The following is an 18,024-nucleotide window of genomic DNA, read 5'->3' on the forward strand; positions in this document are numbered from 1 at the left end:
CATCGGGTGCACCTTGTCGATGGGCGCCCGCAGCTGCGAGGGGTGGATGGTGACGTCGGCCAGCCGGGTGTGGCCGTGGGGGGCGGGGGGGGAGGGCGCCCCCGCCGCCCCCCCCCCCCCCCCCGCGCGCCCCGCCGCCCCCGCGCGCCCCCCCCGCCGCCCCGGGCCGGCGGGGATCCCCGCCTGGTCGCGTCGGTGCTGGAGGCGATCGCCGTGGGCACCGCCGCCGGCCTCCCGGCCGACGGGACCGATGGGACCGGCGGGACCGACGGCGAGGCGGCAGGTGCGACCGCCTCGGCCGCCCGGCAGGTGGTCCGGGTCCTGGCCGCCGCGCGCGCATTGCGCGGGGGCGGCCCCCCGGACGACCCGGCGGAGGTCGAGGACGCGACCACCCGCGCCCGGATCACCCTCGGCGACCCGGACGGCGACGCGGCGGTGCCGGGCTCCGCCGCCGTGGAACGGCTGCTCGACGAGCTCACCGCGCTACCGGACGAGGTGCCCGGCCCGGTCGCGGACACCGCGGGGCCGGGCCGGTCGCGCTGACCGGCCCGGCCCCAGCGGGTCGTGCAAGGCCTCAGCCCGCCCGGCCCTCGTGGACGAGGTCGAGGACCGTCGCGGCGACCTCCGCCGCGTGGTCCCGGTCGGTCAGGACCGTGAGGTGCGTGGCGCCGTGCACCACGGTGCGGCGGGCGTCGGACGACAGGCCGGTCAGCTGCTCGTGCAGGCCCAGCTGCCGGTCCAGCAGCGCGGTCTGCGACGGGTCGTCGGAGGTGTCGGCGCTGAGGACCCGCACCGGCAGGTCGCCCAGCCCGTGCCCGCGGACGCCGTCGGCGATCGCGTCGAACGCCTCGAACTCCGCGGCCATCGCCGACGCGGCACGGGGCGAGGCGCTCCAGGCGACGTAGGACCCCGCCGCGTCCTCGGGCATGCCGTCGGCCAGCGCCTCCGCCGGGTTGTACAGCAGGGTGACGCCGAGCCGGGCGGCGACCTGCATCAGGCGCATCCCGGTGCCCGCGCCGTCCACCGTGCCCTGCAGCTCCGGCGGCAGGTCGGTGTACTGGTCCTCGTGCGACGGGTCCACCAGGACCACGCCGGCCGTCTGCTGCGGGTAGGTCGCGGCGAAGGTGCGGGCGAACAACCCGCCCAGCGAGTGCCCGACCAGCACGTAGGGGCCCTGCTCGCCGGTGGCGTCCAACGCCGCCCGCAGGTCGCGCACCTCGGCGGCCGGGTCGACCGGGCCGTCGCGGTCGTCGCTCCAGCCGATGCCGGCCCGGTCGTAGGACACCACCCGGGCGTCCTCGGCCACCATGTCCTGCACCCACGCCCAGGACGTCGACGGCGTGCCCATGCCCGCCTCCAGGACGACGGTCGGGCCGGTGCCGCGCGGGCCCTCGGCGTGCAGGTGCAGCCGGTGCCCGCCGACCTCGACCAGCTGCCCCGGCGCCGGGTGCTCGGACGCGTTCCGGTGCTGGACCAGGAGCTGCGCGCCGGCGCCGGAGGCGGCCAGCAGGCCGAGCACCAGCAGGAAGCCGACGGCCGCGCGCAGCAGCCGGCGCCGCCAGGACCTGCGGCGCGGCGACCGGGGAGCGGGACGGTGGTCGCGGGTGGTGCGAACGGGGGACGGTGCGGGCATCGGGGCCTCCGGGCGTCTCGTCGGTACGGCCCCGACGGTGCTGCGCGGTCCTGACGCCGCTCTGACGCGGCCCTGACGACCGCCCCGCCACGCTGCCGCGACCGCGGTACCGCCGCAGCGCCGGCCTCCGACGGGTGCGGTCCGGCACGAGCGTCGACGGGACGACGTCGCCGCAGGTGTGCCGACCTAGGCTGGACGACGAGCGCGTGCGGCCCCTCCGGCCACCGCCGGCCGGGGTCGGCGCAGAGCAGAGGGCTGGACGTGACCGATCGACCGTCTCCCACGACGACCCCCGGCGAGGTCCGCGCTCCCCGCGGGGCCGGCTCGCGGTGGACCTCCGCCGCCGTCGACACCGGCGTGGCCGCGGCTGCCGGCCTCGCGTCGATCGCGTCGCTCCTCTCCGCCCACGAGACGGGCAGCCGGCCCCCGGACGCGGTCGCCGTCGGTCTGCTGGCGGCGGCCGCCGCCTCCCTGCTGCTGCGTCGCCCCCGGCCGAGGACCGCCCTGTTCGGCACGGTCGGGCTGACGCTGGTCTACCTGGCCCTGGACTACCCCGGCGGGCCGGAGCTGCCGGTGCTGATGGTGGCCTTCTACAGCGTCGCCGCGGCCGGCCAGCGGTGGGAGACGGTGCTGGTCGTCGTGCTGTTCGGCGGCGGCGGTGCGGTGCACCGGGCGGTCGTGGAGCGGGAGTCGTTCCTGGAGATCACCGTGACCGTCGCGCTGCTGGTGCTCGCGTTCCTGCTCGGGGACAGCGTCTCCACCCGGCGGCGGCTGCGGGCGGAGGTCCAGGAGCGCCTCCGCGCGGCGGCGGTCGAGAAGGAGCTCGAGGCGCGGACCCGGGTGAGCGGGGAACGGATGCGGATCGCCCAGGAGCTGCACGACGTCCTGGCGCACACCATCACCACGATGACCGTGCACGCCGGCGCCGCCGCCGACGTGATGGCCGACCAGCCGGAGCAGGCGCGCCGCTCGCTGGCGACGCTGCGCGCCTGCGGCCGGGACGCGATGGCCGAGCTGCGCGCGACGATCGCCGTGCTCCGCTCCGGCGACGACGAGGCGACCCGGCGGTCCGCGCCCGGGCTGGCGCAGCTCGACGCCCTGGTGCAGGGGGTGCGGCAGGCCGGCCTGCCGGTGGACCTCGAGTTCCGCGGTGCGCGCCGTCAGCTGCCGGCGGCCGTGGAGCTGACGGTGTACCGGGTCGTGCAGGAGGCGCTCACCAACGTGATCCGCCATGCCCGGGCATCCCGGGCGGTCGTGTGCGTCTCCGCGGCACCGGCGGCGGTCGAGGTCACCGTGGAGGACGACGGCACCGGCCGCGCGGGCACCTCGGACCCCGGCGCCGGCCTGGTGGGCCTCACGGAGCGGGTCCGGGCGCTCGGCGGCGCCCTCACCGCGGGGAACCGCCCGGACGGCGGTTTCCGGGTGTCCGCGACGCTGCCGGCACCGGAGGCGACGCCGTGACCGGCAGAGCGGCCGACGACCCGGTCGTGCGGGTGCTGCTCGTCGACGACCAGGCGCTGGTGCGCGCCGGGTTCCGCCTCGTCCTCGAACGGGACGGGGACATCGAGGTGGTGGCCGAGGCAGCCGACGGCGCGGAGGCCGTCGCGCTGGCCGAGCAGCACCACCCCGACGTCGTCCTCATGGACATCCGCATGCCGGGCACGGACGGCATCGAGGCCACCCGCCGCATCCTCACCGGGGCCCGGCCGGACGCCCCCCGGGTCGTCGTCCTGACCACCTACGAGCAGGACGACTACATCACCGACGCGCTCCGGGCGGGTGCCAGTGGCTTCCTGCTCAAGGACGTCGAACCCGAGGAGCTCCGCCGGGCCGTGCACGTCGTCGCCGGAGGCGATGCCCTGCTCTCCCCCAGCGTCACGCGCCGTCTCCTGGCGACCCTGCGGGCCCGTCCCGACGATCGGCCCAGGCAGCCCGAACGGCTCGATGCACTCACCCCGCGGGAGCGCGAGGTGGTCGCCCTGGTCGGTCGCGGGCTGAGCACCGCCGAGATCGGCCGGGCCCTGTTCATGAGCCCCGCGACCGCCAAGACCCACGTCAACCGGGCGATGACCAAGCTGCACGCCCGGGACCGCGCGCAACTGGTCGTCATCGCCCACGAGACCGGGCTGGTCGCCCCGCACTGACCCGGCCCGGATCCGCCGATCGCGGCAGCCGCACCCGGCCGCAGCTACCGCCGCTGCGGTAGCCAGGTCGCGCCGTCGCGCCGATGGCCGGAGCGCCCCGCGTCCCTAGCGTCGATCTCGTCGCGCGACCCACCTCCACGACCGGGAGGCGGCCGCCGACGGACCCCCGCCCCCCGATCGCACGGGACACGCCATGACCCGAGTACGAACCGCACACGTCATCGGCGGCGGCATCGCCGGCCAGGTGGCCGCCGTCGCCCTGCACCGCGCCGGCATCGAGGCGACCGTGCACGAGGCCCACGACACCGACGCCGGGGGCGTCGGCGCCTTCCTCGGCGTCGGCCTCAACGGCATCGACGCCCTGCGCACGGTCGGCATGGACGCCGCCGTCCTCGCCCGGGGCTTCGCCACCCCGCGGATGGTGATGCTCAACGGGGACGGCCGGGTCCTCGCCGACGTGCCCAACGGCGGCACGCTGCCCGACGGCACGCACGCGATCACCATCCGCCGGCCGGACCTGTACGCGGCGCTGCGCGACGAGGCCGAGCGGCGCGGCATCCGCACCGTCCACGGCAAGCGGCTGACCGGCATCCGGCACACCGGTGCCGGCGTCCGCGCGGACTTCGCCGACGGCAGCACCGCGGAGGCCGACGTGCTCGTCGGCGCGGACGGGATCCGCTCCACCGTCCGGCGGCTGCTCGACCCCGCCGCCCCCGGCGCCAGCTACGTCGGGTTCCTGAACACCGGTGGCTACGCCCGCGGCGTCGACGTCCCCGGCCCGCCCGGGGTGAACCACTTCTGCTTCGGCCGCCGCGCGTTCCTCGGCTGGGTCGAGGCCCCGGGCGGGGAGGTCTGGTGGTTCGCCAACCCGCCGGCGCCGCGGGAGCCCGACCCCGGGGAGCTGGCGGCCGTCCCTGCCGAGGTGTGGCGGGCGCGGCTGCTGGGCCTGTTCGCCGACGACCGCACCCCGGCCGTCGACCTGATCCGGGCGACCGACGACGTGTTCGCCGGCTGGATCACCTACGACCTGCCCTCGGTGCCCACCTGGCACGACGGGCGCACGGTGATCATCGGCGACGCCGCGCACGCCGTGTCACCGTCGGCCGGGCAGGGCGCCGCGCTGGCGATCGAGGACGCCGTCGTCCTCGCCCGGTGCCTGCGCGACCTTCCCGACGCCCCGGCCGCGCTGGCCCGCTACGAGCAGCTGCGCCGCGCCCGGGTGGAACGCGTCCGCGCCCAGGGCCGGCGCAACGGCAGCGGCAAGACCGCCGGCCCGGTCGGCCGCGCCGTCCGCGACCTGGTCCTGCCGGTCGTCATGCGCCGGCTGTTCGGCAACGGCCGCGACCCGCTGCGCTGGATGTGGGACCACCACATCGACTGGGACACCCCCGCGACCGCCCCGGGCGCGACGGCGGTGGCCCGGTGACCGCGGCGACCTCCAGCCCCCGCGGGCGGCGCACGGGCCGACGGTGGGTCGTGCGCGTGCTCCTCGTCCTGCTCGTCGCCACCCTGGCCGGGCTCGGCGCGCTGGCCCTGACGTGGGCCCGCGCCACGACCGACACCACCGGTCGGGTCGCCTTCGACCGACCGCTCGCCATCCCGCCGCTGGCCCCCTCGCGGATCGAGAACGGCACGAGGGTCTTCGACCTGCGGGCCACCGCCGGCACCACCGACTTCGGCGTCGGCAGCGGCGCCACCCGCACCTGGGGCTTCGACGGCGCCCACCTCGGACCGACGCTGCGCGCCGAGCGCGGCGAACGGGTCCGCATCGACGTCACCAACGACCTGCCCGAGGTCACCACCGTGCACTGGCACGGCCACGAGCTCCCCGCGGCGATGGACGGCGGCCCCCACCAGGAGATCGCGCCCGGCGCCGCCTGGCACCCGTCCTGGACGGTCGACCAGCCCGCGGCCACCACCTGGTACCACCCGCACCCGCACGGCGCGACCGCCGAGCAGGTGCTCCGCGGCATGGCCGGCGTGTTCATCCTCGACGACACCACCAGCCAGGCCCTGGGCCTGCCCGACGAGTACGGCGTCGACGACGTCCCCGTGATCATCCAGGACCAGGCCTTCGACGAGGACGGCCAGTTCCGCCGGGCCGAGCACCCGTTCAGCGCCGTCGGCCACCTCGGCGACACGATCCTGGCCAACGGCACCGCCGGCGGATACCACGAGGTGACCACCGAGCGGATCCGGCTGCGGCTGCTCAACGCCTCTCCCGCGCGGGTCTACGACCTCGGCCTCGACGACGGCCGCGAGTTCGCCCTCGTCGGAACCGACGGCGGCCTGCTGCCCGCACCGCACCGCACCGACGCCGTCCGGCTCTCCCCCGGTGAGCGGGCCGAGGTCGTCGTCAGCCTGCAGCCCGGCGAGCGGGTGGTGCTCCGCAGCACCCCGCCCGACCTCGGCACCGACCCGTGGACCGGCCGGTTCTCCGGCGGCGACGACAGCTTCGACATCCTGCAGCTGCGCGCCGCCGACCGGCTCGCCCCGTCACCGGAGGTCCCGGACCGGCTGGCCGAGGCGCCCGGGCTCGACCCGTCCGAGGCCCGCACCACCCGGCAGCTCGAGTTCTCCGGCGTCACCATCAACGGCCGCTCGATGGACATGGACCGCATCGACCTGGCCGTCGAGGCCGGCAGCACCGAGATCTGGGAGATCAGCACCTCCGACGGGGCGCCGCACAACGTCCACGTGCACGGCGCCCGGTTCACCGTCCTCGACGTCGCGGGCGAGCCCCCGGGCCCGGAGCTGTCCGGCTGGAAGGACACCGTCCACCTGGCACCGGCCACCACGACGCGGGTGCTCGTGCGCTTCGCCGACCACGCCGACCCGGACCTGCCCTTCATGATCCACTGCCACCTCCTGCGGCACGAGGACCGCGGCATGATGCTGCAGTTCGTCCTCCTCGAGCCCGGGCAGGAGCCGGGGGCCGCGCCGGCCTCCCACCACCACCACGATCACATCGACGACCCCGACCCCGACCACGAGACCGAGCGGTAGGTATGCCGGGTACGGCCGCCCCGGTCCCGGGTTCGACGGACCGTGGGGGTTGCGCCGTCCACGGGCGCTCGACACGGCGCCGGCACCGCACGGACGGAGCCGCACCCGGAGCGCCCCGTGCGGGGGAACGTCGCTGCCGAGCCGCCGCGTCGCTGCGCTCGGGAGCGCAGACCCCGGTACCGCGGATCACCCGCACCGCCGCACCATGGGAGTCGTGATGGGAGCACTCGAGCGGGCCCGTGCGGCCATGGACGCCGGGGCCTGGGACGTCACCTGCACCTTGTTGGTCGAGGCCCACGACCGGGGCGCGGTCTCCGACCCGGAGGACCTGCAACGGCTGGCGCTGAGCGCGTACCTCACCGGCCGCAACGAGATCGCCGAGGCCGGTTGGGAACGGGCCCACCAGGCCTTCCTCGATCGCGACGAGGCGCTGCCGGCCGCCCGGTGCGCGTTCTGGCTCGGCCTGGTGCTGACCGTCGCCCGCGGTGACGAGGCCCGGGGGGGCGGCTGGCTCGCCCGGGCGCAGCGCCTGCTCCAGGAACGGGCGCCGGAGGACTGCGCCGAGCGGGGCTACCTCCTGCTCCCGGCCGCGCTGCGCGATCTGGACGGCGGCGAGCCGGAGGCCGCGCTCCGCGGGTTCGCGGAAGCGAACGCGATCGGCGAGCGCTTCGGCGAACCCGACCTGTCCGCGCTCGGTCGTCTCGGTCAGGGCCAGGCCCTCATCCGGATCGGCGAGACGTCCCGCGGGCTGGCCCACCTCGACGAGGCCATGGTGGCCGTCGACAACGGACGCGCGTCCCCGATCGCGACCGGCATCGTCTACTGCGCCGTGATCCTCGCCTGCCAGCAGACCTTCGACCTGCGCCGGGCCCAGCAGTGGACCGCTGCGCTGAACCGCTGGTGCGACGCTCATCCCGGTCTCGTCCCCTTCCGGGGGCAGTGCCTCGTCCACCGATCAGAACTGGCCCAGTGGCGCGGTGCCTGGGCCGAGGCGGTCGCCGAGGCCGACCGTGCCTGCCGATGGCTGTCCGATCCGCCGGACCCGGCGGCTGGGATGGCGCACTACCAACGAGCAGAACTGCATCGGGTGCGAGGCGAGCACGCGTCGGCCGAGGCGTCCTTCGAGGCCGCCGTCGCCCTCGGCCACGACCCCCACCCTGGCCTCGCCCTCCTGTGGCTGGCCCAGGGGCGCACGGCCGCGGCCGCCGCCGCGACACGCTGCGCCCTCGAGAGGTCCACCGGGATGCGGCCGGGCGTGGTGGACGAGGTCCGTGCCCCCCGCCCACGGGCCGTCCTGCTGGCCGCCCACGTGGAAGCCGTGCTCGCGACCGGGGACGTCGCGGCGGCTCACGCGGCCTGCCAGGAGCTGGAGGAGGTGTCCGACGTCGTCCGCACCGTCCTCATCCGGGCCGTCGCCGCACGCGCCCGGGGGATGGTGTCACTGGCCGAGGGGCGGTACGCACCCGCGCTGCGGTCGCTGATGGACGCCGTGGCCTGGTGGGCCCAGCTGCAGGCGCCCTACGAGCTGGCCCGCACGCGCGTCACGCTCTGCCGGGTCCTGCGCGCGCTCGGCGACGAGGGCACCGCGGCGCTCGAGGAGGCGGCGGCGGCGCGCGCCTTCGCGGCGGTCGGCGCGGTCCCCGACCTCGAGCGCCTCCCCTCCGCGCCGGTCGCTGCTGCTCCGGCAGCGCCACTGACCCCGCGCGAGCTCGACGTGATCCGGTTGGTCGCCGCGGGACACACCAACCGCGAGATCGCCGAGCGGCTCGTCATCAGCGACAAGACGGTGGCCCGCCACCTGCACAACGCGTTCGCGAAGCTCTCCCTGCCCAACCGGGCCGCAGCGACGGCCTACGCCTACGTGCACCACCTGGTGTAGGGCCTTGCGCAGAACGGTGCAGCCGCGACGGGCGCGCAGTTGCACCGTTCGCCCGATGCGGCGCGACCCGGGCCGTTCCTAGCGTGGGCGGACACACCACCGCTGACGCGAGGAGGAAACCGTGGACCCTCTCGGGAACCACGCCGTCGTTCTCGGTGCGGGTATGGCCGGACTCGTGCACGCCGTGCCTCTGGCCGAACGCTTCGAACACGTCACGCTGGTCGATCGGGACGCGCTGCCCGACCGGCCGGAGGTCCGCCGCGGGGTGCCCCAGGGGCACCACATCCACCTGCTCGTGCCCGGCGGGCTCACCCGGCTGGAGGAGTTGCTGCCCGGCGTGGTCGACGACCTGGCCGACCACGGCGCCCACGTCATCCCGGCACCGGAGTGGCGCTTCCACATGGGTGGGGGCCGGCTCGACCTGACGGAGACCGACCTCCGCATCACGGGGGCGACCCGCCCGCTGATCGAGGACGTCGTCCGCGCCCGGGTACTGGCGCTCGGCGGGGTCGATGTGCTCGACGGTTGGGCCGCGCGCGGGCTGACGGCGTCCGGCGAGCGGAGCCGGATCACCGGCGTGCGGCTGCGGTCCGAGCGCACCCCGGCCGAGGAGCACACCCTGGACGCCGACCTGGTCGTCGACACCACGGGCCGGGGCTCCCGGTCACCGCACTGGCTGGCGGAGCTGGGGTACCCGCCTCCCGCGGAGGAGCGCCTGAAGGTCGACGTGCACTACACCACCCGCCTGTTCCGTCGCAGCCCCGGAGACCTCGGCGGGGACCGCAACGTGCTGGTCGACGTCCCGCCCGGCGAACGCCGGGGCGGGGTGGCGCTGGCCGTCGAGGAGGGGCGGTGGCTGGTCACCCTCGTCGGGATGCTCGGGGAACGTCCCCCCGCCGATCTGGACGGCTTCACCGATTACGCCGCCAGCCTCCGGAGCGGCGACCTCCACGACGTGGTCACCGGTGGGACGCCGATCGGCGACGCCGCTCGGGCCGCCTTCCCCGCCTTCTCCTGGCACCGGTACGACCGCCTGCGGCGCCTGCCCGGCAGGTACGTCGTCGGCGGCGACGCCGTCTGCTCCTTCGACCCACGCTTCGGGCAGGGCATGTCCGTGGCGATCACCGAGGCCCTCGAGCTGCGCCGCGTCCTGGACAGGCACGGCCTGGACCAGGTCGGCCTCCGCCTGCTGTCGGCGACGCGGTGGGCCGTGCAGGACGCCTGGGACCTGGCGACGGGCTCGGCCCTCGCCCACCCGGGCATCGTTGCCCCGCGACCGGCCTCCTGGCGGCTCACCAACGCCTACCTGCAGCGCCTGCTGCCCGTCGCCCACCACGACCCGGTGGTGGCGAGGGCGTTCATCCGGGTCATCGGGATGCTGGATCGCCCGCAGCAGCTGGTGCGACCGCGGATGCTCCGGCGCGTGCTGGCCGGGTCCCGCCCGAGCGGCCACCGCACGCCGTCGACCGACATCGCCACGAGATCGGTCGCGTGAGCGACGACCTCGGCTGAGGTCGGACGTGGCTGCGAGCTCGCGCACGCAGGCTGGGGTCGGTCCGCCGGCGGCCGTGGTAGCCCGTCCAGGCCATGGCCCGCGCGTGAGCTGCCGGACCGGCCCGGCCAGAGGGACCACGCCAGCGAGGAGCACCCCCGACCGGTGGTGGTTCGCCTCCACCTCGGCGCACGGATCGGGGACATGGCCGGACGGCGCGGTGCACGGCGACCCGACCCGGTCGAACGGCTCGCTGTCCCGGACCGGGACGATCACTCCGGGTGGGTGACCGCAGCGCCCGGCCACCGCTACCGTGCGCCTGGTGACAGGTCCCTCCGCCGCCGACCAGGCGGACCTCGCCCGCGCGGCTCGTCACCTCGTCCGGTACAGCGGGACGGGGGAGTTCCTCCCGTTCGTCGCGGACCGGGCGGCCGGGGCCTACGTGTACGACGGGTCCGGCCGGGCCGTCCTCGACTTCACCAGCGGTCAGATGAGCGCCATCCTGGGGCACGCGCACCCGGCGATCGTCGAGGTCGTCTCAGGCATGGTCGGCCGGCTCGACCACCTCTTCTCCGGGATGCTGTCCCGACCGGTCATCGACCTCGCCGAGGCGCTGGGGTCGCTGGCCCCCGGCCTGGACCGGGTCCTGCTGCTCACCACCGGGGCCGAGGCCAACGAGGCCGCTCTCCGGATGGCGCGCCTGGTCACCGGCGGATGGGAGGTCGTGGGCTTCAGCCAGTCCTGGCACGGCATGACCGGCGCCGCCGCCTCCGCCACGTACTCGGCCGGACGGCGCGGGTACGGGCCGCCGGCGGTGGGCTCGATGGCGATCCCGGCCCCCAACGCCTACCGCCCGCGGTTCACCACGGCGGACGGCGGGCTGGACTGGCGGCGCGAGCTCGACGACGGCTTCGACCTCGTCGACCGGCAGACCTCCGGCGGGCTGGCGGCCTTCATCGCCGAGCCGATCCTGTCCTCCGGCGGCGTGATCGACCTGCCCGAGGGCTACCTCCCGGCCCTCCTGGAGCGCTGCCGCGAGCGCGGGATGCTGCTCGTGCTCGACGAGGCGCAGACCGGCGTCGGTCGCACGGGGCGAATGTTCGCCCACGAGCGCGACGGGATGACCCCGGACGTGCTGACGCTGTCCAAGACCCTCGGCGCCGGCCTGCCGCTGGCGGCCGTCCTCACCACCGCGGAGATCGAGGAGCGGGCGCACGAGCGCGGGTTCCTCTTCTACACGACCCACGTCTCCGACCCGCTGCCCGCCGCGGTCGGGCTCGCCGTGCTCGACGTCCTGGGCCGCGAGCGGCTCGCCGACCGCGCGGCCGCCGCGGGCGACCGGTTGCGGCGCGGCCTGGTGGAGCTCCAGGAGCGCCACGAGTGCATCGGTGACGTCCGCGGGCGCGGGCCGCTCCTCGGCGTCGAGATCGTCGCCGACCGCTCCTCGCGCAAGCCCGCGCCGGAGACCGGGGCCGCCGTCAGCCGGCGCTGCTTCGAGCTCGGCCTGTCGATGAACATCGTGCAACTGCCGGCGATGGGCGGCGTCTTCCGCATCGCGCCGCCGCTCACGGTGAGCGACGCCGAGCTGGATCTCGGCCTCGACATCCTTGATCGCGCGCTCGCGGACGTGACCGGCTGACGCGGACGCACCCGATCGGCGGACGCCACCTCGGCCGGCACGCCGCGGCCGACCTCCTCCTGGCCGTGCGCGGACGTGGCGTGTGCCACCCCTCGGGCACCGTTCCGGGGCAGTCGGCCACCGCAGCCCCCAGCGGCTCGATCGGGTGTCGCAGGACGACGGTGCCTCTCCCCGGGGGCCAGCGGATCCGGCGCGTCGTCGCACCGACGACCCGGCCGCCGGGCGACGAAGCGCTCGCCAGCCTTCGAGGGCAGGTACGGGTCGGTCAGGGAGAGAAGGGCGTCCTCCCGCGGGCGCTGCACCGGGGTCAGCTCGTGCACGGGGATGCTGCGCTCGGCCGCGCTCGATCGGGCCGGCGGCGATGGTCCTGCCCCGGCCGATGACCACAGGCGGTCGGCCGTCCGGGCCGTCTCGCTCACCAGGCGCGCGGACATGGACACCGTCCGGCGCGCACCGGCCAGGTGCCGGACCAGCGGGCGCACCCACTTCACGTCCTCGGGGGCCGGCCCGTCGACCGGCTCGTCGAGGACCAGCGTCCGCGGATCCCTGAGGAGGGCGGCCCCGGTGGCTGGGGCCGTTGCGTCGGCGCGACGACGCGGAGGCAGGAGACACCGAGGAGGGAGCGATGACCGCGCCGCACGGGTCGCCGGTGGGATCGGCCCGGCCGCGGACGTCGAGCTCTGGCCTCCGAGATCGACGCGCTGCTGCTGGACGCCCACCCGGCCTTCCGGCTGTTCGCCGACCCCGCCGACCTGGCCCCGACATGTGGAGCCGTCCGGGCCCGGCCGGGCCGGAGCTCCCGCTCAGCCCTTGACGTGGGAGAGCCTCTCGACGACCTCGCCGTCCCGCACGGTGATCACGTCGACGCCGCGGACGTGCCCGCCGCCGTCGCTCGCCCACGAGCACCGCCACCGGACGACGGCACGGTCGCTGAGCGGCACCACCTCCTCGGTCGCGAAGTGCGCGCCGGGCGTGCTGAACAGCCGCTCCCGGCACCGGCGGGCGGCCTCCCGTCCCTGGTGGCGTCGACCGTCGGGCGGGTCGGTGGACTCGAGGACGCAGTCGTCGCTCATCACGCCCATGACCGCGTCGACGTCGCTGCGGCCGAAGCCGTCGAGGAAGCGCTCCACGACCGCGCGGGTGCGGGTGGTCTCCGCTCCCGGGGCGTCGACCAGGTGTCGTGCCATGGCTGTCGACCTCCTCTTCTGCGGGCCGCGGCCGGCGGCGCACCCGCGCGCCGCCGGCCGCAGCAGGGGGGACGAGGCCATCCGCTCAGGGGCGGGCTTCGAGCACCAGGTTGAACGGCGTCTGCGCCGCCCGGCGGACCCGGCCGAAGCCACCGGCGGTGAGCACCTCGCGGAGCCGTGCCTCGCCGGCCTGGGCACCGAGCGCCGCACCGACCTCCTGCGCCCGCGAGCCGGGCGTGCAGATCATCGTCGAGCAGGAGTAGAAGACCCGGCCGACCGGCGTCAGGTTCTCCTCCAGCCGGTCGCCGGCGAACGGCTCGACCACCATCCAGGCGCCGTCCTCGGCCAGCGTCCCGCGCACGTGCGCCGCCGCGCCGACCGGATCCCCCATGTCGTGCAGGGCGTCGAAGCAGGTCACCAGGTCGTAGCCGGCTCCCGGGTAGTCCTTCGCGGTCGACACCTCGAAGGTGCACCGGTCGGCGACACCGGCCGCACGTGCCCGCCGGCGCGCGGCCTCGATCGACGGAGCGTGCGGATCGACGCCGGTGAACGTGGACTCCGGGAACGCGGTCGCCATCAGGATCGTCGAGGCCCCGTAGCCGCAGCCGACGTCGGCCACGGACCCCCCGCTGTGCAACCGCTCGGTGACCCCGTCCAGCGCCGGGATCCACTCCGGCAGCAGGTGGGCGATGTAGTTCGGCCGGAAGAACCGCTCGGTGCCCTCGAACAGGTCCGGGTCGTGCGCCGCCCACCCGACGCCCCGCCCGGTGCGGAAGGACTCGGTGACCAGCCCGACGTCCCTGATCGTCGAGGCGGCCACCTGCAGGCCACCGGGCGCGAACAGCGGGTTGTACTCGTCCGTGAGCGCCAGGGCCTGCTCCGGGGACAGCCGGTACCGCGGCCCCGCCGGGTCCACCTCGGCGTACCCGCTCGCCGCCTGGGCGGCGAGCCACTCGGCGACGTACCTCTCGTCCGTCCCGGTGCGCGCCGCGAGCTCCTCCCCGCTCGTCCACGACCCGTCGGCAATCGCCCGGTACAGCCCCAGCCGGTCGCCGACCAGGACGGTCGCCGCGTGCAGCACCGCCCCCAGGTCGCCGACGAAGCGGTGCACGAACTCCTGCAGCCGGGTCTCGTCCACCTCGCGGGGCGTGGTGGTGGCGGTCATCGCGCACCGCCCTCGGGCAGCCGCTCGACCGTCGCGGTCACCGGCACCCCTCGGGAGACGGTGTCGAACACGGGTGAGGCCTGGGTGGTGACCCGGCAGACGTCGGCCAGCGTGGCCTCGTCGGCCTCCGCCCGCACGGAGATCACCGCACGGATCGACCGGAAGCCGGCGCGGGTCCGGGCCGTCTGCAGGAACCCGCCGAGGTCCAGCTCACCGGTGACGGAGACCTCCAGCGCGTGCAGCCGCACACCTCGCGCGGTCGCGTGCGAGGCGTAGGTCGCGGTCAGGCAGCTGCCCAGCGCCGCGAGCAGCGCCTCCCCCGCCGTCGGCCCCGTGTCCCGGCCCAGCAGCGCCGGCGGGTGGTCACCGCGCGCGGTGAAGTGCCGCGGCGTGACCTGGCCGAGCTGCTCCATCGCCTCGGCCCGCCCGTCCCCGGCGGGACCACCGGCCCACACGGTCCGGCCCCGGAAGACCACCCGGCCCACCTCGGGGCGTTCCCGCACCGCCTGGACCGTCGCCTGCAGTTCCGCGAGGTCGAAGCCGTTGAGCGTCGTCGCGGTCGCCGTCATGACGTGCTCCTTTCGTCGTTCCAGCAGGACGGCGGGACACTAGGGAGGGCCGGTTGCAGCGGGATAGCGGCGACCCGCGTCGTCGCCGCCAGCGGGAGTGGTGCGGTGGTGGAGCGCCTGGAGGTGCGCCTCCTCGGCGAGTTCACGGTGCTCCGGGGTGGCGTGCCGATCCCGCCCCGCGCCTTCGGCGGCCGGCTGGCCCGCCTCCTCCTGCGGGTCCTGGCCGCGCGGGCCGATCACCCGGTGCCGCGCGACGAGCTCGCCGAGATCCTGTGGGCGGGGAGCCCCCCGGCGGACCCCGCGGCCAACCTCGCCGTCCTGGTGCACCGCGCCCGGCGGGCGCTCGGCGGTTCCGACGCGGTGCGGACGACGCCGGTCGGGTACCTGCTGGCCACCGGCGAGCACTGCGACGTCGACGCCGAACGCTTCCGTCGAGCTGTCGCCGAGGGGCGGGAGCTGCTGGGCTCGGGCAGCCCCGGCGCGGCGCTGCGCGCGCTGGAGGACGGACTGGGCGCCTGGGCCGGGGAACCGCTGCCGGAGGACGCCGACGCGGAATGGGCCCGCATCCACCGCCGGGACCTGCTGCGGTGCCACCAGGAGGCCCTCCTCCTGGCCACGGAGGCCGCTTCGCGACTGGGCGACATCCCGCGCGCGGTCGCCACCGCAGCCCGGGCGGCGGGAGCCGATCCGCTGGACGAGCCCGCGCACCGCCTGCTGGCGCGCGCACGGATGGCCGGAGGAGACCGCGCGGGAGCGCTCCGGGTCCTCGACGACCTGCGCCGGCGGCTGGCCGACGAGCTGGGCGTGGACCCCACCGGGACCACCCGTGCCCTGCGGCTGCGACTGCTGCGGGAGGACGCCCCGCCCCCGGGCCCGGCACCGATCCCGGCAGCCGGCCCGGGGCCGTCGCAGGGCGCGCGGCCGGCGTTCGTGGGGCGCGCCGGGGAGCTCGAGGAACTCACCTCGCTGGCCCGACGCCGCGCCGGAGGGATCGCCACCGTGGCAGGGGCGGCCGGGGCGGGCAAGTCCCGGCTGCTCGACGAACTCGCCACGGGCGTGGGGCTGCCGACCGTGTCGGCGCGGGCCTTCCTGGCCGAACGGCGCACACCGTGGGCCCTGGCCGGCGCGCTGCTGCGGTCCGCCGTCTCGCGACGCCCGGACGCGCTGGCCGCCCTGCCACCGCGCAACCGGGCCGCGCTCGCCGACCTCCTCCCGGATCTCGCGGTGCCGTCACCCGACGGCGTCCGGCTGGAAGCGCGCACGCGCCGGGCGCTGGCCGAGGAAGGCGCACTCCGGCTGCTCGGAGCGGCCACCGCCGGCGGGGCCGTCGTCCTCGTGGACGACCTGCAGTGGGCCGACGCCAGCAGCGTGCACCTCCTCGCACTGGCCGCCCAGCGGCTCGACGGCGCACTCGTGGTGCTCGCACACCGCCCGGAGGAGGTGGCCCGGGGATCGCCGGTCGCCTCCCTCCTGAGCGAACTGGAGTCCGCCGTCGACCTCCGGCGGATCGTCCTCGGACCGCTGGCGCCCGCCGCCCTCGCCCAGCTCGGACTTCCCGGGCGCCTGGCGGACGTCCTCGCGCAGCACACCGACCGCAGCCCGTTCTCGGTGGCCGAGGTGCTCACCGCACTCGACGCCGAGAGGCTGCTGCGCCGGGTCCCCGGCGGCCGGTGGTCGCTCCCCTCCGACGACGCCCTGCACCGTGCCGAGCAGCTCGCGCGGGAGGGGCAACGGCGCTCCGTCCTCACCCGCGTGCACCGGCAGGCTCCCGACCGTCGGACGCTGCTGGCCCTTCTGGCGCTCCTGGGGCGGGAGACCCCCGCGTCGCTGCTCGCCGACGCGGCTGCCAGAGCCGAGCCGGACGTCGTCACCGACCTCCAGCTCCTGGCGCGGGCGTCCCTGGTGCGGATCGGCTCCGGTGGCTGGGCGGTGCAGCACGACCTGCTCAGCGAGACGGTCGTCGACGAGCTGCCGCCCGCCGAGCGGGCCGGGCTGCACGGTCGGCTGGCCGCGGCACTCGACGCCCATCCAAGTCCCCCGGGGGAGCGCGCGCGCCACCTCCTCGGTGCCGCCGACCCCGGGGCGGCCGCGGCGGCGCTGGTCGCCGACGCGCGCGTCCAGCTCGCCCGGCACGCCGACGCGGAGGCCGCCCAGCTCGCCACGACGGCCCTGGAGCTGCGACCGCCGGACCCGTTGGTGGCCGACCTGCTGGGCCTGCGCGCCGAGGCCCGCGCGCGAGCCGGGCACCTGGTCGACGCCCGCGCCGACCTCCGCTCCGCGCTGGCCACCACCGCCTCCCCACCGCAGCGCGCGCGCCTGCTGGCGCGGCTGGCGATGCTGTCCTCCGGTGCGGACGACCTGGGGCACGCCTCCGAGCTCGCCGAGCTGGCCCTGGCCGCGGCCGGCGCCGACCCCGGTGCCCGAGCCGCCGCGTTGGCGGTGGCCGCGGTGGTGGACGTGAACCTCCAGCGCGAGGAACGAGGGGCGGCACGGGCCGAGGAGGCACGCCGGCTCTTCCTCCGGATCGGCGACCCCCACGGTCTGGCCGACGTCCTCGACGCCCGCGCGATGGCCGGGTTCCTCGGCGGGGACGTCCGTGCCGGCATCGACCGGTTCGCGCAGGTCGCCCGCCTGTACACCGACCTGGGCGACCTGCTCCGCGCCGTCACCCCGTGGTCCACCCGGGCCCACGCCCTGCTCTTCGCCGGCGACCCCGCCGCGGCGCTGACCGACAGTGACCGGGCGGTCGACCTGGCCCGTGACCTCAACGCCGCGGAGGCCGAGGCCTACGCGCGCTGGCACCGCAGCGAGGTGCTGACCGCCTGCGGTCGCATCGACGACGCCCTCGCCGACGCACGGCAGGCCCGGGACACGGCTCGGCGACTCACCCACCGCGGCTGGACGGCGACCGCGCTGCGCGCCGAGGGCATCGCCCTGCGCGCCGCCGGGGACCCCGCGTCGGCCGAGGCGGCCCTGCGCCGCTCGCTCACCGAGGCCCGCGGACTGCCCCTGTTCAGCTGCTGGGCGCACGCCCAGCTCGCCCTCGTGCTCACCGACCAGGGTCGGCTCGGGGAGGCTGCGCACCACGTCGGCGAGGCCCTGGCGGCCGGGCCGCCGCTCGGCCAGTACGAGGCCCGCCTGGCCCGGGCCCGGCTCGCCCTGGCCCGAGGGGACGCCGACGCCGACGCCGTCGCCCAGGACGCCGCCCGGCTGGCCGACGTCGGCGGGCACGCGATGACCCGGCAGCAGCTGGCACCGCCCCGCTGAGGCCGACCGACGCACCCCCGGTCGCCCGCCGTCGCGGCCGAGC

Annotated in this window: 13 protein-coding genes; 9 read left to right on the forward strand and 4 right to left on the reverse strand. The window is 76.6% G+C overall.

Annotated elements, in window-relative coordinates; all coding sequences use genetic code 11:
* Window positions 1–195 precede the first annotated feature (195 nt).
* Entirely contained in the window at window positions 196–543 is a 348-nt protein-coding gene (locus tag ACI8AC_RS17380) for a hypothetical protein (RefSeq protein ID WP_456899079.1), read from the forward strand.
* A gap of 31 nt (window positions 544–574) precedes the next feature.
* Here ACI8AC_RS17380 and ACI8AC_RS17385 read toward each other — a convergent pair whose 3' ends face one another.
* On the reverse strand, window positions 575–1,633 hold the full coding sequence (locus ACI8AC_RS17385) for an alpha/beta hydrolase (RefSeq protein WP_456899080.1): 1,059 nt from the start codon (window positions 1,631–1,633) through the stop codon (window positions 575–577).
* A gap of 261 nt (window positions 1,634–1,894) precedes the next feature.
* Between ACI8AC_RS17385 and ACI8AC_RS17390 the strand changes: the two genes are divergently transcribed.
* The 7 genes from ACI8AC_RS17390 (at window position 1,895) to ACI8AC_RS17420 (ending at window position 11,793) form a co-directional block, all read left to right on the forward strand.
* Complete coding sequence (locus ACI8AC_RS17390; protein WP_456899081.1) at window positions 1,895–3,094, forward strand: sensor histidine kinase; 1,200 nt, start codon at window positions 1,895–1,897, stop codon at window positions 3,092–3,094.
* Window positions 3,091–3,777, forward strand: a complete 687-nt coding sequence (locus tag ACI8AC_RS17395; protein ID WP_456899082.1) for a response regulator — start codon at window positions 3,091–3,093, stop codon at window positions 3,775–3,777. Before ACI8AC_RS17390 ends, ACI8AC_RS17395 begins: the two co-directional genes overlap by 4 nt.
* Before the next feature lie 193 nt (window positions 3,778–3,970).
* Window positions 3,971–5,203 (forward strand): FAD-dependent oxidoreductase, encoded by a 1,233-nt coding sequence (locus ACI8AC_RS17400; protein ID WP_456899083.1) that lies wholly within the window; start codon window positions 3,971–3,973, stop codon window positions 5,201–5,203.
* A gap of 50 nt (window positions 5,204–5,253) precedes the next feature.
* Entirely contained in the window at window positions 5,254–6,783 is a 1,530-nt protein-coding gene (locus tag ACI8AC_RS17405) for a multicopper oxidase family protein (RefSeq protein WP_456899084.1), read from the forward strand.
* Window positions 6,784–7,000: 217 nt separating this feature from the next.
* Window positions 7,001–8,662, forward strand: coding sequence for a LuxR C-terminal-related transcriptional regulator (locus ACI8AC_RS17410; RefSeq protein WP_456899131.1), 1,662 nt, complete (start codon window positions 7,001–7,003; stop codon window positions 8,660–8,662).
* A 175-nt stretch (window positions 8,663–8,837) separates the two neighbouring features.
* Window positions 8,838–10,157, forward strand: coding sequence for an FAD-dependent oxidoreductase (locus ACI8AC_RS17415; protein ID WP_456899085.1), 1,320 nt, complete (start codon window positions 8,838–8,840; stop codon window positions 10,155–10,157).
* Window positions 10,158–10,476: 319 nt separating this feature from the next.
* Entirely contained in the window at window positions 10,477–11,793 is a 1,317-nt protein-coding gene (locus ACI8AC_RS17420) for an aspartate aminotransferase family protein (RefSeq protein WP_456899086.1), read from the forward strand.
* An 803-nt stretch (window positions 11,794–12,596) separates the two neighbouring features.
* On the opposite strand, the gene ACI8AC_RS17425 is transcribed toward ACI8AC_RS17420, so the two are convergent.
* The 3 genes from ACI8AC_RS17425 to ACI8AC_RS17435 all read right to left on the reverse strand — a co-directional run bounded on the left by ACI8AC_RS17425 (window position 12,597) and on the right by ACI8AC_RS17435 (window position 14,714).
* Window positions 12,597–12,980: a nuclear transport factor 2 family protein gene (locus ACI8AC_RS17425; protein WP_456899087.1), complete on the reverse strand. Its 384-nt coding sequence runs from the start codon at window positions 12,978–12,980 to the stop codon at window positions 12,597–12,599.
* An 85-nt stretch (window positions 12,981–13,065) separates the two neighbouring features.
* A complete protein-coding gene (locus tag ACI8AC_RS17430) occupies window positions 13,066–14,145 on the reverse strand; it encodes a class I SAM-dependent methyltransferase (RefSeq protein ID WP_456899088.1) in 1,080 nt (359 codons plus the stop codon).
* On the reverse strand, window positions 14,142–14,714 hold the full coding sequence (locus tag ACI8AC_RS17435) for an OsmC family protein (RefSeq protein WP_456899089.1): 573 nt from the start codon (window positions 14,712–14,714) through the stop codon (window positions 14,142–14,144). Before ACI8AC_RS17435 ends, ACI8AC_RS17430 begins: the two co-directional genes overlap by 4 nt.
* Before the next feature lie 105 nt (window positions 14,715–14,819).
* On the opposite strand from ACI8AC_RS17435, the gene ACI8AC_RS17440 reads away from it, so the two are divergent.
* Window positions 14,820–17,981, forward strand: coding sequence for an ATP-binding protein (locus tag ACI8AC_RS17440; RefSeq protein ID WP_456899090.1), 3,162 nt, complete (start codon window positions 14,820–14,822; stop codon window positions 17,979–17,981).
* The last annotated feature ends 43 nt before the right edge of the window (window positions 17,982–18,024 follow it).

The organism is Geodermatophilus sp. SYSU D00758 (assembly GCF_054049955.1).